Source organism: Streptococcus sp. UBA3373, assembly GCF_002360305.1.
Taxonomy (GTDB): Bacteria; Bacillota; Bacilli; order Lactobacillales; family Streptococcaceae; genus Streptococcus; species Streptococcus alactolyticus.
Genome location: NZ_DEQF01000047.1, coordinates 1 through 16,322, shown reverse-complemented (window position 1 = coordinate 16,322; position 16,322 = coordinate 1). Strand labels below are relative to the sequence as shown.

Annotated in this window: 15 protein-coding genes and 1 other annotated feature; of the genes, 12 read left to right on the top strand and 3 right to left on the bottom strand. The window is 41.6% G+C overall.

Features of this window, described 5'->3' with window-relative positions; translation table 11 throughout:
* Positions 1-47: 47 nt before the first annotated feature.
* Positions 48-2,219 (bottom strand): LTA synthase family protein, encoded by a 2,172-nt coding sequence (locus B3R79_RS06075; protein ID WP_293695636.1) that lies wholly within the window; start codon positions 2,217-2,219, stop codon positions 48-50.
* 135 nt (positions 2,220-2,354) lie between these two features.
* Here B3R79_RS06075 and B3R79_RS06070 point away from each other — a divergent pair, with 135 nt between their 5' ends.
* The 8 genes from B3R79_RS06070 to B3R79_RS06035 all read left to right on the top strand — a co-directional run bounded on the left by B3R79_RS06070 (position 2,355) and on the right by B3R79_RS06035 (position 9,815).
* Positions 2,355-3,518, top strand: coding sequence for a class I SAM-dependent rRNA methyltransferase (locus B3R79_RS06070; RefSeq protein ID WP_168260608.1), 1,164 nt, complete (start codon positions 2,355-2,357; stop codon positions 3,516-3,518).
* Complete coding sequence (gene aroD / locus B3R79_RS06065) at positions 3,515-4,192, top strand: type I 3-dehydroquinate dehydratase (RefSeq protein WP_168260609.1); 678 nt, start codon at positions 3,515-3,517, stop codon at positions 4,190-4,192. The genes B3R79_RS06070 and aroD overlap by 4 nt, the downstream gene beginning before the upstream one ends.
* Complete coding sequence (locus B3R79_RS06060) at positions 4,182-5,051, top strand: shikimate dehydrogenase (protein WP_154455137.1); 870 nt, start codon at positions 4,182-4,184, stop codon at positions 5,049-5,051. The genes aroD and B3R79_RS06060 overlap by 11 nt, the downstream gene beginning before the upstream one ends.
* A gap of 22 nt (positions 5,052-5,073) precedes the next feature.
* Complete coding sequence (aroB, locus tag B3R79_RS06055) at positions 5,074-6,138, top strand: 3-dehydroquinate synthase (protein WP_293695613.1); 1,065 nt, start codon at positions 5,074-5,076, stop codon at positions 6,136-6,138.
* Position 6,139: 1 nt separating this feature from the next.
* Entirely contained in the window at positions 6,140-7,306 is a 1,167-nt protein-coding gene (gene aroC, locus B3R79_RS06050) for a chorismate synthase (protein WP_204984870.1), read from the top strand.
* Between the two features lie 41 nt (positions 7,307-7,347).
* Positions 7,348-8,454 (top strand): prephenate dehydrogenase, encoded by a 1,107-nt coding sequence (locus tag B3R79_RS06045; RefSeq protein ID WP_154455134.1) that lies wholly within the window; start codon positions 7,348-7,350, stop codon positions 8,452-8,454.
* Between the two features lie 11 nt (positions 8,455-8,465).
* The gene (locus B3R79_RS06040; protein WP_168260612.1) at positions 8,466-8,804 is read left to right on the top strand and encodes a YlbF/YmcA family competence regulator; all 339 of its coding nucleotides are present in this window, start codon (positions 8,466-8,468) and stop codon (positions 8,802-8,804) included.
* Between the two features lie 93 nt (positions 8,805-8,897).
* Positions 8,898-9,815 carry an L-lactate dehydrogenase gene (locus tag B3R79_RS06035; protein WP_154455132.1) on the top strand — a complete coding sequence of 306 codons (918 nt, stop codon included), beginning with the start codon at positions 8,898-8,900 and terminating at the stop codon, positions 9,813-9,815.
* Between the two features lie 39 nt (positions 9,816-9,854).
* Here the strand turns inward: B3R79_RS06035 and B3R79_RS06030 are convergent, their stop codons facing one another.
* Both B3R79_RS06030 and B3R79_RS06025 read right to left on the bottom strand, forming a co-directional pair.
* Positions 9,855-11,099, bottom strand: a complete 1,245-nt coding sequence (locus B3R79_RS06030) for a bifunctional folylpolyglutamate synthase/dihydrofolate synthase (protein WP_293695608.1) — start codon at positions 11,097-11,099, stop codon at positions 9,855-9,857.
* A 67-nt stretch (positions 11,100-11,166) separates the two neighbouring features.
* A complete protein-coding gene (locus tag B3R79_RS06025) occupies positions 11,167-11,685 on the bottom strand; it encodes a DUF6556 family protein (protein ID WP_204984868.1) in 519 nt (172 codons plus the stop codon).
* Positions 11,686-11,886: 201 nt separating this feature from the next.
* On the opposite strand from B3R79_RS06025, the gene B3R79_RS06020 reads away from it, so the two are divergent.
* The 4 genes from B3R79_RS06020 to B3R79_RS06005 all read left to right on the top strand — a co-directional run bounded on the left by B3R79_RS06020 (position 11,887) and on the right by B3R79_RS06005 (position 16,089).
* On the top strand, positions 11,887-13,032 hold the full coding sequence (locus B3R79_RS06020; RefSeq protein WP_154455129.1) for a cysteine desulfurase family protein: 1,146 nt from the start codon (positions 11,887-11,889) through the stop codon (positions 13,030-13,032).
* A 42-nt stretch (positions 13,033-13,074) separates the two neighbouring features.
* Positions 13,075-14,289, top strand: a complete 1,215-nt coding sequence (gene thiI, locus B3R79_RS06015) for a tRNA uracil 4-sulfurtransferase ThiI (RefSeq protein ID WP_154455128.1) — start codon at positions 13,075-13,077, stop codon at positions 14,287-14,289.
* An 88-nt stretch (positions 14,290-14,377) separates the two neighbouring features.
* Positions 14,378-15,559 (top strand): CapA family protein, encoded by a 1,182-nt coding sequence (locus B3R79_RS06010; protein ID WP_293695602.1) that lies wholly within the window; start codon positions 14,378-14,380, stop codon positions 15,557-15,559.
* Positions 15,550-16,089 carry a GNAT family N-acetyltransferase gene (locus tag B3R79_RS06005; protein ID WP_168260616.1) on the top strand — a complete coding sequence of 180 codons (540 nt, stop codon included), beginning with the start codon at positions 15,550-15,552 and terminating at the stop codon, positions 16,087-16,089. Before B3R79_RS06010 ends, B3R79_RS06005 begins: the two co-directional genes overlap by 10 nt.
* A gap of 78 nt (positions 16,090-16,167) precedes the next feature.
* Positions 16,168-16,242: a sequence feature (ribosomal protein L21 leader region), on the top strand.
* Positions 16,243-16,322 lie beyond the last annotated feature (80 nt).

Sequence of the window (16,322 nt, the reverse complement as noted above, 5' to 3'; positions counted from 1 at the left end):
AAAAAGCTCTTACTCCTAAATAGGAGTAAGAGCTTTTTGGTGTGGTATCATTCTGATGACGAGGCTTTTGTTGATGATGATTCAGAACTTGTTGTGCTAGTTGAGCTTTCGTGAAGTTGCATGTAGCTAGGCGCTTTGAACAAGTCTGCTGTTGATTTGTTGCCGTTTTGGCTATATAGACTGGTTGAATCGTCGCCCAGTTTTTTCTCAATAGCTTTCAAATCTTTAAGCGAATGTGTATATGAAATTGATGACGCATCAACTGTTTTAAGACCAGTGTCTTTATCAAAACGTAACAGGTCACCTGTTTGAATCTCGTCGCTGATAGCTAATTGCTCAGCTGCCGCATCACGAATTTTCTTCGTGGCTTCGACGGTATTTTCATCAGGGTTAGTGATTTCTTCGCCAGTTGTGGTGTAATAAAGGTGTCCACCGTAGCTAGTATAGGTTGGTGTGATGTAGTAACCAGATGTTCTAAGAGCAACGATTTGATTGTTCTCAGGTGAGAGCAAATCTTGTCCAAGTTCAACAAAGTGGCTGGTATCAACACCAAGCAAGTGAAGAAGTGTTGGTAAAGCATCAACTTCACCGCCATAAGTATCACTAATGAAACCATCAGTATAGCCAGGAATATGAATCATGAACGGAACACGTTGCAACATGGCATTGTCGTATTCGGTCCACGTTTCTGAATCCTTGCCAAGCAATGGTGCTAAGCTTGGATTACGTGAATTAGAGATACCGTAGTGGTCTCCGTAAAGAACAACGATAGTATTATCATATAAACCAGATGCTTTTAAGTAATTGAAGAAGGCTTCAACAGAAGCATCAAGGTAGTTGGCAGTGGCGAAGTAGCCGTTAATGGTTTCGTCATCGGTTTTAGCGAGTGGGAAACCTTCTTCGTCAGATTCGCCATTTAAGCTAGTATAAGGATAATGGTTACTTACGGTAATGAATTTCGTATAGAATGGTTGTTGCATATGCTCAAGGTATTTGATTGAGTCTGCAAACATATACTTATCATTTAGACCGTATTGGAAGGAGTTTTTATCGGTTTGTTCTTGGAAATAAGAAGAATCAAAGAAATAATTGTAACCCCATTGTTTATAAGCGTTGTTACGATTCCAGAAAGAACCGACGTTTCCGTGGAATACGGCGCTGGTGTATCCGCCAGTTTGTGCCAAGATAGATGGAGCGGCATAAGCGGTATTGTCACCACCGTAGTTAACCATGTAAGAACCGCTGCTCAGTCCAAAGAGTGAGGTTTCCATCAACGTTTCGGCATCGGATGTTTTACCAGCCTTAACTTGGTTAAAGAAATTAGCAAATGAAATGGTTGATTTTGAATGGTAAAGCGAGTTTAAAAATGGTGTGACTTCGTAGGATTGCCCATCAACATCTAACTTGTAGTCAATCAGAAATTGTTGGAAACTTTCCAAATGCAGCACGATAACATTCTTGCCTTTGGCGATACCAAAGTATTTAGGATCGGGAGCGGCGTAATGCTCTTTGACATAATCTTCTACCTTGACCAAATCATCAGCAGTAGCTTCGCTTCGTTCTTTTTCAGCACGGTAGGTTTGATTGGCACTATAAACGGTGAACGATGGCAAACCTAAGGCTCGAACGACATAAACGTTTGAAAAACCACGTGTGAGCAACTCAGGACGGTCAATTTCTGCCATAAAGAGGTTAATTGAAAAGAGCAACCCTGAAAGTGCTGTAATCGCAAAACTTGCTCTCTTGTTAAATGGACGCGGGTCCATGCTGATTTTCTTCGTCGCAAAAAGCGTAATAAGAATAATATAATCTAGAATATAAACAATATCCCAGACACGCAGTAAGTTAATAGCAGAATCCCCTAGACCAGCCGACACCTTGCTACTTGCTAGCATGGCACTGACGGTAATAAAGTCAGAGAATTCACGGAAATAAATGACATTAGAAATGAGTAGGATATTTAAAATCGTGTAAGTAATCCAACTCACAATATAAAAGGTTCGGGTTCGTTTGATATAAAGGCTTAACCCTAATAAGAACAAACCAAATGGGATGGGATTTAAAATGGATAGGATAACTTGATAGAAATTTCCTAAATCAAGGGTAAAATCAATATGATAAGCCCACATGGTTTTTAGCCAATAAAGCAATAAAAGTGTTAAAATGAATCCCAAACGTGTACTCAACACGTGTGAGATAACCTGTTTCAATTTTTTCACTGTAGGAACTTCCTTTTTTTATTTTTCCTAAAGACAAAATCTCAGTTAAGATTATAACATAAATTTGTTTTAGGGAGCCAGAAGAAATGCAAAAAATAGTAGGAAAACGCACAAAATTTTGATATAATAAGTCTTATGAATAAACTATATGTAGGCTCTTCTACAGAAAAAAAAATAAAACGTGGGGTTCAGCTTTTAGATGATAAAGATTGTTATCAGGCTAAAGGCGATGACCAGTTGGTGGGGCTTTATAATCAATCGCACCAGTTTTTAGGGACAGCTTATCTTTCTCGACAAAATAAGGGGCGTGGTTGGTTCTTGAGCCCTAAAAAAGTAACACTAACGGAAGCTTATTTTTTTAATCTGTTTCGAATAGCCAAAGAACGGCGTCAACCGTTTGAAAATTCTGATTTTACGACATCTTATCGGCTATTTAACCAAGATGGAGATAATTTTGGTGGTATAACGGTTGATCGTTATGCTGATTTTGCTGTATTCTCATGGTACAACCCCTTTGTTTACCAACACCGTGACACGATTGTGAAGGCTTTTCAACAAGCTTATCCTGAAATCAAGGGCGGTTATGAGAAAATTCGATTCAAAGGGTTGAATTATGAATCAGCTCACCTTTACGGCCAAGAAGCACCAAGCCATTTTACTATTTTGGAAAATGGGGTTAAGTACAGTGTTTTCATGAATGACGGTTTGATGACAGGTATCTTTTTGGACCAACATGATGTTCGCAATGCCTTGATTAACGAGCTGGGTTTGGGAAAACGTGTCTTAAATATGTTTTCTTACACAGCAGCTTTTTCCGTTGCGGCAGCCATGGGTGGTGCTGTTGAAACCACGTCTGTGGATTTGGCCAAACGTTCTCGTGAACTCTCAAAAGCGCATTTTGAGAGCAATGGATTGGATTTAGCAGCTCACCATTTTGTGGTCATGGATGTTTTTGAGTATTTCAAATACGCTAAACGTAAGCACTTGACCTTTGATGTTATTGTTATCGACCCACCAAGTTTTGCCCGTAATAAAAAGCACACTTTTTCGGTCGCTAAAGATTATCATCGACTTATTAGTCAAGCTTTAGATATTCTAGCAGATAACGGCGTCATTATTGCCTCTACCAATGCGTCAAATGTCTCAGTAGCACAGTTCAAAAAGCAATTGGAAAAGGGCTTTGCTTCTGTTAAGCATGACTACCTCCGCTTACAACAATTGCCAAGTGATTTCACAGTCAACGAGGCAGACGCTGTTAGCAATTATTTGAAAGTATTTACAATAAGGGTTAAAAAATGAAAATAGTAGTACCTATAATGCCTAAAAGTTTAGAAGAGGCCCAGAATATTGACGCTTCAAAATTTGAAGGAGCTGATATTATCGAATGGCGTGCGGATGTTTTGAAAAAAGACGACATTATGACCGTTGCCCCAGCTATCTTTGAAACCTTTGCAGGCAGAGAAATTCTTTTTACGATTCGTACCGATAAAGAAGGCGGTCAGATGCAAATATCTGATGAGGACTATGTTGCCTTGTTAAAAGACATTAATGCCATTTATCATCCAGATTACATTGACTTTGAGTATTTCTCACATAAAGCAGCTTTTCAGGAAATGTTAGAGTTTTCAAATCTGGTTTTGTCTTACCATAATTTTGAAGAAACACCTGAAAATCTTATGGCTTCGTTTTCTGAGTTGACAGCTTTGGCACCGCGCGTGGTTAAGATTGCCGTGATGCCAAACAGTGAACAAGATGTTTTGGATTTGATGAATTACACTCGTGGGTTTAAAACCTTAAACCCAGAGCAAGAGTATGCCACCATGTCAATGGGCAAACTCGGCCGTTCGTCACGTCTTGCGGTGGATGTTTTTGGGTCATCTTGGTCTTTTGCTTGCCTAGACCAAGCTAGCGCACCAGGACAAATCGCCTTACAAGATTTGCGACATATCAGGGAGGTACTTAATGAAAATTGATGGACACACGCGGTTAGCAGCGGTGGTTGCAACTCCAATTAAGCACTCTATTTCACCATTTATCCATAATTATGCCTTTGATAAGACAGGTGTCAATGGGGTGTATGTGGCTTGGGATATTCCAGAAGCAGACCTCAAAGTAACCTTGGAAAATGTCAAACGCTACGATATGTTTGGTGTCAATATTTCCATGCCCTACAAACAAAAAGTCATTCCTTACATGGATGAATTGACAGACTCGGCACAATTGATTGGTGCGGTTAATACGGTTATTCATCGTGACGGTAAATTGATTGGGCACAACACTGATGGCATTGGCTTCTTTAGAAGTTTAGCGACTTTTGCTGATTTTGATGTCAAAGATAAGACTATGACCATCCTTGGAGGTGGCGGGGCAGCAACGGCGCTTATTGCACAAGCCGCACTTAATGGCGCTCGTCACATTAACATTTTCAACCAAACAGCTTTTTTAGAAGCAACACGTCAAAAAGCACAAGAATTAGCAGATAAAACGGGCGTATCTATTGACGTTTACCCTGTTGAGGATGTTTCTTTGATTCAAGAGAAGGTTTTGGCATCGCAATTATTTGTGAACGCGACAAGCGTGGGAATGGACGGCATATCAATGCTTATCGCAGAAGATTTTACCTTCCCAGAAGGTATTCTGGTAGCAGATACCATTTACCAACCTTTTGAAACGCCATTTTTAGCCTTGGCACGCCGTCAAGGATTAACAGCGTTAAATGGTTTGGGTATGCTTTTGTTCCAAGCAGCTGAAGCCTTTGAATGTTGGACGAGAGAAACCATGCCAACTGCTGAAATTTGGTCAGCGCTTGAAGAAAAATACAATACAAAATAAGAATAACAGGTAGGTGACGCGTATGAAACTAAATGTTAATCTTCCAACCCCTTACGATATTGTGATTGAAAAGGGTGCCCTAGCAAAAGCGGGTGATTGGGTGGCGACATTGTGGCAACCACAAAAAATTGCTATTATCACGGACAATCGTGTGGGCAGTTTATATGCTGAAACAGTTAAATTAAGCCTTGAAAATGCTGGTTTTGAAGCTATTGTCTTTGATTTTTTAGAAGGTGAAGCGTCTAAAAATCTTAAGACAGTCAATAAGGCTTATGAATTTCTTGTTAAACACGAGATGACTCGCAGTGATGGCATCGTTGCTCTAGGTGGCGGTGTTGTTGGTGATTTGGCTGGTTTTGTCGCGTCAACTTATATGCGTGGAATTCATTTCTTGCAAATACCAACGAGTTTGACAGCTCAAGTGGATTCATCTATTGGTGGCAAGACAGGCGTCAACACATCTTGTGCGAAAAATATGGTCGGGACATTCACCCAACCTGATGGGGTTTTAATTGATCCTGAAACTCTCCAAACCCTCGGAAAACGTGAACTTATCGAAGGTATGGGAGAGGTTATCAAGTACGGATTGATTGATGATGTGGAACTTTGGGAAGAACTGTCTGCAATGGATGGTTCGCCTGAGAGCATTTTGGCCCATGCTGAAAGCATTATCTACCGTTCTTGTAATGTGAAACGCAAGGTTGTTGTTGAGGATGAGTTAGATAATGGTGTCCGCCTTTACCTTAATTTTGGTCATACCATTGGTCATGCGATTGAAGCAACCGCTGGTTATGGCAAAGTCATGCACGGTGAAGCAGTCGCGATTGGTATGGTACAAATCTCTCGTGTGGCTGAGAAAAAAGGCTTGATGCCACAAGGCATTACCCAAGCTATTGAGAACATGTGCCAAAAATTTGGCTTGCCAACGGATTACCAACCTTGGCAGGTTGATGAGCTTTATAATGCTTTAAAACATGACAAGAAAGCTCGCGGACACATGATTAAGACAGTCATTGTTCCTGAATTGGGGCGTGCAGCCATCAATCAGATACCACTTGAAGAGATGAAAGCGTATTTGGAGAAATAAAATGAGATATTTAACAGCTGGTGAATCACACGGACCGCGTTTAACGGCTATTATCGAGGGGGTTCCTGCGGGGCTTCCTTTGACGGCTGAGGATATAAACGGCGATTTGAAACGTCGCCAAGGTGGCTACGGTCGTGGCGGACGCATGAAAATCGAATCGGATAAAGTGGAAATCACTTCTGGTGTGCGTCACGGAAAAACAACTGGCGCGCCAATCACCCTTCATGTCATCAATAAAGACCACCAAAAATGGTTAGACATTATGGCGGTTGAAGATATCGAGGATAGGCTCAAAACCAAACGCAAAATCACGCACCCACGTCCAGGGCACGCTGACCTTGTTGGAGGCATGAAATATCGTTTTGATGATTTGCGTAATTCCTTGGAACGTTCGTCAGCGCGTGAAACCACGATGCGTGTTGCTGTTGGAGCGGTTGCTAAGCGTATTTTGGCAGAATTGGATATCGAGATTGCTAATCACGTGGTTGTTTTTGGCGGAAAAGAAATTGACGTTCCAGAAGGTTTGACCGTCGCTCAAATCAAGGAGTTGGCTAGCCAATCTGAAGTGTCTATTGTCAATCAAGAACGTGAGCAAGAAATCAAGGATTATATTGACCAGATCAAAAAAGATGGAGATACCATTGGTGGTATCGTGGAAACGGTTGTTGGTGGTGTTCCTGTCGGGCTTGGTTCTTATGTTCAGTGGGACAAAAAACTCGATGCGAAAATCGCAGCTGCCGTGGTATCCATCAATGCCTTCAAGGGTGTTGAGTTTGGGCTAGGTTTCAAGGACGGCTATCTCAAAGGTAGTCAAGTAATGGATGAAATCCTTTGGAATGAAGAAGAAGGCTACACACGTCGCACCAACAATCTTGGCGGATTTGAAGGTGGGATGTCCAATGGGCAACCCATTGTTGTACGTGGTGTCATGAAACCTATTCCAACGCTTTACAAGCCACTGATGTCAGTGGATATTGAAACGCACGAGCCATATAAGGCAACGGTTGAGCGTTCAGATCCAACAGCTCTACCTGCGGCAGGTGTTGTCATGGAGTCTGTTGTAGCAACCGTTATTGCTGATGAAATTTTAGATAAATTCTCGTCAGATAATTTGGAAGAACTAAAAGATGCGGTTGCTAGACACCGTGATTATGTCAAACATTTCTAAAAAACACAGAGATAGCTTGTGTGATGGGGGAAAAATCAAGGATGGAAAATAAAATCATTTCGATTATCGGTCTAGGCTTGATTGGCGGATCAATCGCCTTGGGCATTAAGCGTGCCCACCCTGATTACCAGGTCATTGGCTATGATACGTCAGAAAAATCACGCACCATTGCAATGGAACGTGGGATTGTCGATGATTTAGTGACAGACTTGAAAGATTTAGCTCCTATCAGTGATATCATTATCATAGCGGCACCAATAAAACCCACGATTGACATCCTGAAACAATTGGATGATTTGGATTTGAAGGATCAGGTCATTATTACAGATACAGGTTCAACCAAATCTGAGATTGTCGCTGTGGGGGAGTCCGTCTTCGCTAATCGTTCCATTCGTTTTGTGGGTGGGCATCCTATGGCAGGTTCACACAAATCAGGCCCCTTGGCAGCTGATGTGACCTTGTTTGAAAATGCCTATTACATTTTGACGCCGTCTGTCTTAACCTCAGAAGGAACGATAGAAGAAATCCAAGACCTTTTGACAGGGCTTAATGCACGATTTATAAGGATTGATGCGGACGAGCATGATCGTGTGACCAGCCAAATCTCCCATTTTCCCCATATTTTGGCAGCTAGTCTGATGGAACAGGCTGGGGATTATGCTCTTGAACACGAGATGACCAATCAATTTGCGGCAGGTGGTTTTCGTGACATGACGCGAATTTCAGAAAGTGACCCGTCCATGTGGACCAGCGTGCTTTTGAGCAATAAAACAGCCATTCTAGAACGCATTACGGATTTTCAAGACCGTTTGGACGCGGTTGCCAAATTGATTGTTCAAAGTGATGACCAAGCTATTTGGGATTATTTTTACCATGCGCGTGACACACGTCAACAGATGACCATTCACAAGCGTGGTGGCGTGGAAAGTAGTTTTGATATTTTTGTCGATATTCCTGACAAGGAAGACGTGATTTTGGATATTCTTGAATTGCTTCGAGGTATTTCGCTGGTGAATATCCATATTAACGAGAAAAACCGCGAGGATATCAATGGTATTTTGCAAATCTCTTTCAAAAATAGGAAAGATTTAGAACGTGCCAAGCAAGCAATTAGCGAACACACAGATTATAATGTTTATATTAATTAAGGAGAAGATTAATGGCAAATGTTTATGATTTAGCAAATGAATTGGAACGTGGTATTCGTGCCCTTCCTGAGTACAAAAAAGCTGAAGAAAGTCGTGCGGCTATCGAGGCTGACCCAGTAGCTAAAGACTTGTTCAAGGAATTTACAGATTTCCAACAAGGCCTTTATGCTAAAATCCAATCTGGGCAAATGCCAACAGGTGATGAGCAAACCAAAATGCAAGAACTCGGTGCCAAAATTGAGGGTAATCCTGTTTTGAAAGATTACCTTGATGCCCAACAAGCCTTGTCTGTTTATGTAGCAGATATTGAAAAGATTGTTTTTGGTCCTTTGCAAGATTTAGTGAAATAAAAAAAGAAACCTGACATGAGTTGTTAGGTTTCTTTCGTATTTTTTAGCTGAAAGGGCTATAATGTGGAGTAATATCACAAGGAGGTAGGTTTTATGTCGCGTAAGGTTGGAATTATTGGAATGGGACATGTCGGTTCAACGGTTGCTCACGGTTTGATTGCTCAAGGAGCATTTGATGACTATGTTTTGATTGATACAAATGAGAAAAAGGTGACGGCCGATGCTGTGGATTTCCGCGATGCAGCAGCCAATCTCAATCAGCACGCCAATATCGTGGTTAATGACTATGCGGCTTTGGCGGATGCAGATGTGGTGATTTCAGCCTTGGGAAATATTGCTTTGCAGGACAATCCAAATGCAGATCGCTTTGCAGAATTGCCATTTACAGCTAAAGAAGTGCCACAAGTAGCGAAACGCCTCAAAGAAGTTGGCTTTAACGGCGTGATTATCGCCATTTCAAATCCTGTTGATGTGGTCACAAGTCTATACCAACACTATTCAGGACTACCTAAGGAACGTGTCATTGGGACGGGAACTTTGTTGGATACGGCGCGAATGAAACGTGCGGTGGCCGAACGTTTTGGTGTTGATGCTCGTAGTGTTTATGGTTATAATTTGGGAGAGCACGGCAATTCTCAATTTACGGCATGGAGTCAAGTCCGAGTGAAAGGGCAACCTATTGCAAGCTTCACTGACAGGGAAACTTTGGACGAGATTGCTCACGAAGCCATGATTGGTGGACACACTGTCTTTTATGGCAAAAAATACACCAGCTATGGCATTGCCAGCGCAGCCATTCGTTTGGCGCTTGCGGTTGTTTCAGATAGTCACGAAGAATTGCCGGTTTCTAATTATTATGAACCGCTTGACACCTACCTCAGCTACCCTGCCATTGTCGGCCGTGCTGGTATTATTGAGCAAATCAGCCTAAGCTTGCCAGCAGAAGAAGAGGAAAAATTAGCTTATTCAGCTGATTTCATTAAACGTAAATTTGCAGAAAGTTTGCAGTAAAAAAGCATCTCCCACCTAGCAATCAGGTGGGAGATTTTCCTATGCTTGCAATAAGTGATTTCTAACCTCGGAGATGAAGTAGAGGGAACCTGTCACTACAAATAAGTCCTCAGGATTGTCATTAACCTGTGACAGCCAGTCTTTGTAATGGGAAACCTTGGTGTATGACGCTGGGTAATCCTCCAAGGCCTGTGCTTGATAAAAATCAAACGTGGTCACGGCTACATCAAAGTCAGCCAATTCTTCCAGCAAATGTGCCAAAGGTTTACGGCGCAAGCCTGCAAATAAGATGTGTATAGTTTTATCGGCAAATTCCGTTTTGAGCAAGTCAACTAATTTCGCAATGGAATCTTCGTTGTGGGCGCCATCTAGCATGAGATTAGGACCTAGCCATTCACACCGACCAGCCCAAATAGTCTGTTCTAGCCCTTCTCTAATTGTTTTTAGCGAAATGGCAGAAAAGGACGGTTGCAACAATAGGGCGGTCATGGCTGCCAAAGAAGCATTGCTTTGTTGGTGCTTGCCAAGCATTTTGAGTTGAATAGATGACAAATTATCCTTTGGACTCTTGAAATCAAAAGCTCTGCCATTTGAAACGATTGAAAAATCATGTCCCAGAGCATAAATAGGGGAATGGGTCTGCTTTGCTTTTTCCTTGAAAACTTGTTCAACAGGCTCTGCCATTTTCCCAAAAATAAAGGGAACCCCTGTTTTTAGCACCCCAGCCTTGTGACTCGCAATCTCAGTCAGAGTATTTCCCAGCGTTTCTTGGTGGTCAAAGCTAATCGACGGGCAAATGACAGCTAGCGCCTTGAAAACATTGGTCGAGTCATAAGTGCCTCCAATGCCAGCTTCAATAACAGCGATATCCACGTTAGCCATGTTTGCAAAATAGTAAAACATCAAGGTGGTTACCAACTCAAATTCAGTCACTCTGCCAACTTTATGTTGAAAATCAGGACTATCCACAATCGGTCGAATGACTTTGGCAACGGCCACCAAAGCTTGGTCATCGATAGCTTTTCCATCAATAGCAATGCGTTCATTGAAGCGCGTGATAAATGGGGATGTGAAGGTTCCTGTGTGGTAGCCAGAAGCCGTTAAAATGTGTTGCAAAAAGCTAGTTGTTGAACCTTTGCCATTTGTTCCAACAACATGGATAGCAGGAAAGGTGTCTTGTGGGTTATCCAGCAGAGTAAGTAAATAGCGCATTCGTTCAAGGCTAGGACGGCGCCCATTTGCCTTGAACGAATGAATCCAATCAAGTGTTTGTGTATAGTTCATAGGTATTTTTAGCGATTGAAAAATGGAATAATTGCTTATTCCATTGGTATGATGTTACGAAGTGAGATTAGTTTCCAGTCGTTGTGTCGGCATTACTGCTTGCAGTAGTGTTGCTAGAAGCTGGGGTTGAGCTAGATGGTGTGCTCGTGCTTTGTTGTGTATCAGTAGCACTAGAACTTGCGGTGTTATCTGTATTTGAACTGTAGCTACTGTTAGTGTTTCCATTAGTAATGGCATCAGATGTTTTAGCGTTATTGGTTGTATTATTGTTTGCAGCGGCGGGAGCAGAGTAGTCATTATCATAATCTGACGTATCTGTTTTACTATCATCTCTGTCATCATCGTCTTTTTCTTTAATCACAACGGTCGTCGTGGTTGTTGACTTGTGATTGGGTTTAGAACTTGATGAACTATTTAAGGCGTTATTGATGGTAATGCTAGCCACGATGATACTGAGTATCGAACCGACAAGGGCGACGGTTTTTTGAAGGGCAGAAAATCCCGTTTTAATATGTTTTGTTGGGGTAGCAGACTTTTCTTCTTTTTTCGTTTCTAAATGTTCACGTCTTGAATAATGTTGAGGCATAGTTTACTCCTTTTCACGTATGTTTCTATTATAGAACATTCTTTTTAAATGTCCAGCATTTAATCATGTTTTCAATAGCATCGCTAAGACACCACTATTATATTAACAAGAAAGTCTTATGGAAAACTAAAGAGAAATCTTTTCCACATATTTAAGACTGTGTTATAATGATAGTATTGATTTTTTTTGAAGGAATAAGCTATGATATATTTTGATAACGCAGCTACAACCATTCCGTACGATGAGGCTTTACGCACTTATCAAGAAGTAGCGAGTAAAATTATTGGAAATCCCTCTAGTTTGCATAACTTGGGGACAAAATCGAGTCGTATTTTAGAAGCAAGTCGCAAGCAAATAGCGGATTTACTGGGTGTCAACACCGATGAGATTGTCTTTACCTCTGGTGGAACCGAAGGGGATAACTGGGTATTAAAAGGTGTCGCCTTTGAAAAAGAGCCCCAAGGCAATCACATTATTGTGTCTGACATTGAGCACCCAGCTGTGAAAGAATCAGCCAAATGGTTGAGCCAGCACGGTTTTGATGTTTCTTATGCTCCTGTTGATGAGCGTGGGTTTGTGGATGTGGCGGCTTTAGCGGACTTGTTGCGTCCTGAGACAATCTTGGTTTCCGTTATGGCGGTCAATAATGAAATTGGTTCTATTCAGCCCATTGCAGCGATTTCAGATGTGTTAGCAGACAAGCCAGGTATTACCTTCCATGTGGATGCCGTCCAAGCTATTGGCAAAGTTCCAGTGGCAGATTATTTGACAGAGCGTGTGGATTTTGCCAGCTTTTCAGGGCATAAATTCCACAGTGTGCGTGGCGTTGGTTTTATTTACAAAAAAGCTGGGAAACGTTTGAATCCTCTTTTGACTGGAGGAGGGCAAGAAGATGGCCTTCGTTCGACAACGGAAAATGTGGCTGGTATTGCTGCAACGGCAAAAGCGCTGCGCTTGACTTTGGAAAAAGAAACCGTGGCTCTACCACGTATTGCCAAAATGAAAGCTGTCATTTATGACGCTTTGGCTGTTTATTCAGATGTGGTAATCTTTTCTGAAAAAACCGATGACTTTGCTCCCAATATCCTAACCTTTGGCATCAAAGGGGTGCGTGGGGAAGTGATTGTTCACGCTTTTGAAGAACATGAGATTTACATTTCAACCACATCCGCTTGTTCGTCTAAAGCAGGGCACCCAGCAGGTACCTTGGTGGCGATGGGCGTACCAAGCAAATTGGCCCAATCAGCTGTCAGAATTAGCCTTGATGATGACAATGATATGAGTCAAGTCGAGCAATTTTTGACCATTTTCAAACAAATTTACCATAAAACACAAAAAGTGAGATAATTTTATAGAAAGGAATGAGAGCATTTCTCTCGTGACGTAGCAATGGAATATTCAGAAATTATGGTTCGATATGGCGAACTTTCTACAAAGGGTAAAAATCGGATGCGCTTTATCAATAAATTAAAGCAAAACATCAAGCACGTCCTATCAATCTACCCTGATGTGACCATCACAGCCAATCGTGACCGTGCCCACATTTTCCTAAATGGTACGGATTATGTGCCTGTGGCAGAATCTTTGAAAAACATCTTTGGAATTCAAGCTTTTTCACCGTCTTACAAGGTTGAGAAAAACTTGGAAAGCATTAAACAAGCTGTCCAAGAAGTGATGCAAGATGTTTACCATGACGGTTTGACCTTTAAAATTACTAGCAAACGCAGCGATCACACCTTTGAAATGGATAGTCGTAAGCTTAATCAATACCTCGGTTCAGCTGTTTTTGACGTCTTGCCAAATATCCAAGCTAAGATGAAAGGACCAGACATTAACCTGCAAGTAGAAGTTCGTGAAGAAGCTGCTTACTTGTCTTATGAAAACATCAAGGGAGCTGGCGGGCTTCCTGTTGGAACGGCAGGTCGTGGAATGCTTATGTTGTCAGGTGGTATTGATTCGCCTGTTGCAGGTTACTTAGCCTTGAAACGTGGTGTTGATATTGAAGCTGTACACTTTGCTAGCCCACCTTATACCAGCCCAGGTGCTTTGAAAAAAGCACAGGATTTAACACGAAAATTAACCAAATTTGGTGGCAATATTACCTTTATCGAAGTGCCATTTACGGAAATTCAAGAAGAAATCAAGGAAAAAGCGCCAGAAGCTTACTTGATGACCTTGACCCGTCGTTTCATGATGCGTATTACAGACCGTATCCGTGAAGAACGCAGTGGCTTAGTCATCATCAACGGGGAAAGCCTTGGGCAAGTGGCTAGTCAGACCTTGGAAAGCATGCAAGCTATCAATGCCGTAACGTGCACACCAATTATTCGTCCTGTGGTGACAATGGATAAATTGGAAATCATTGATATTGCTCAAAAAATTGATACTTTCGACATTTCAATCCAACCGTTTGAGGATTGTTGTACCATTTTTGCACCAGACAGACCAAAAACCAATCCAAAAATCAAAAATGTGGAACAATACGAAAAACGCATGGCAGTTGAAGAATTGGTTGAACGTGCAGTTGCTGGCATCAAAGTGACAACCATCACCCCTCAAGCTGATTCAGATGACGTTGATGACATGATTGATGATTTATTGTAAGGAGGAAGGCTATTTTCAATAGCTTTTCTTCTTTTACATTTCGGTTTTCATCACATTATCATGATATAATGGGCATGGAGGTGTGGTGATGTATCGAAAAACAACAAGATGGTGTCTTGCTTTTATTGTCTTGAGTCTTTTGGGTTCTGGGATTTACAGCCTGTTTTTTGAAAAAAGACAGACCAGTGCTCCCAAGGACGCATCAGCAGATAGTGTTCAAACAGCGCGTGTCATGGCAAATGGGGATATTTTAATTCACAATGGCTTATATGGAAGTGCTGAACAAGCCGATGGTAGTTATGATTTTCTGCCCTTTTTTGAATATGTGACCGATTGGATTTCCAGTGCTGATTTGGCGATTGGGGATTATGAAGGAACGATCAGTTCAGATTATCCCTTAGCTGGCTACCCTTTGTTTAATGCGCCTGCTGAGATTGCCCTAGCCATGAAAGAAACAGGATACGATGTTGTTGATTTGGCACATAATCATATTTTGGATTCGGGCTTGTCAGGGGCTCTACAAACGGTCAATATTTTTGAAGACTTGGGTATGGATTGCATTGGCATTTATCAAGAAAATCGTGATAAGGAAGATTTTCTGATTAAGGACGTCAATGGAATTAAAATTGCCATTTTAGGCTATTCTTATGGTTATAATGGCATGGAAGCGACCTTGACAGATAGTGAGTACAAAAAGCATCTATCGGATTTGTCAGAAGATAAGATAAAAGCGGAGATTCAAGAGGCAGAGAAAAAAGCCGATGTAACCATCGTCATGCCGCAAATGGGAACGGAATACGCTTTGGAACCAACCGAAGAGCAAGTGAAACTTTATCATAAAATGATTGATTGGGGTGCAGATGCTATTTTTGGTGGGCACCCACACGTTCCTGAACCTTGTGAAGTGGTTGAAAAAGACGGCGAAAAGAAAATCATTTTCTATTCAATGGGAAATTTCATTTCCAATCAACGACTGGAAACGGTGGATGACATTTGGACTGAGCGTGGTCTGTTATTGGATGTCACGTTTGAAAAACAAGAAGGGAAAACACGCATTAAAAATGTGTCTGCCCACCCGACGATGGTTTGGGTTTGGAGCAAGGGCGTTGTTGGTTCTGAAGGTTTTACCTTGTCTGATTACCGCACGCTGGTTTTAGAAGACTTTATCGAGGGAGGCAAATACCGTCATCTGCTGGATAGCACTATGCAAGAAAAAGTGGATACAGCTTATGCAGAAACGAATGAATTGGTGAATTTACAATGGGATTAACACGTCAAAAAGTGACTCTTTTTTCAAGACAGTACAGAGAAGTCAAGCAACTCTATCAAACGGCTTTTCCAAAAGTGGAGCGCCTACCTTATTTACCGCTAATTTTAAATACCTATCGTCCTTTGACAGACTGTTATGCCTATTATGACGGCGACTCTTTTGTAGGGCTAGCTTACCTACTGCAAAATAACGATTTGCTTTACCTTTTCTTTTTAGCGGTCAATACCAAGATTCGCTCACGTGGTTATGGTAGTGCCATTTTACAAGATATCAAAAAAGTAGCAGGCAATCGTCCCATCATTTTGGCTATTGAGCCTCTGGATGAGTCAGCAGATAATTATGCCCAACGCCAAAAACGTGTGGCGTTTTATGCCAAAAATGGTTTCCAGCTGACTGCTTATTATTATCATGAAGGCAAGGAAATCTACCAAGTTATGGCAACAGATCCGTCGTTAGATATCCATAAGGCAGATAGCCTGACCAAGCAAGCTTTGCTAGGCTTCATTAAAACCTCGTTTGACTTGACTTAATTTTTCTATAAAAAATCAAGAGATATATCTTGCCTAATGAGATAAATCATGATAAAATGAGACTGTTGACTAAATGCACATCCTGTGCAACCGCGCGAACACCGTTTCATTAAGTAGCGTAGCTCACGGTGCAAGGCGAGTCTTCACAAAACGGGATTTCCCGTAACTAATTTTATAGGAGGTGCACGATGAGCACATATGCAATCATCAAAACTGGTGGAAAACAAGTTAAA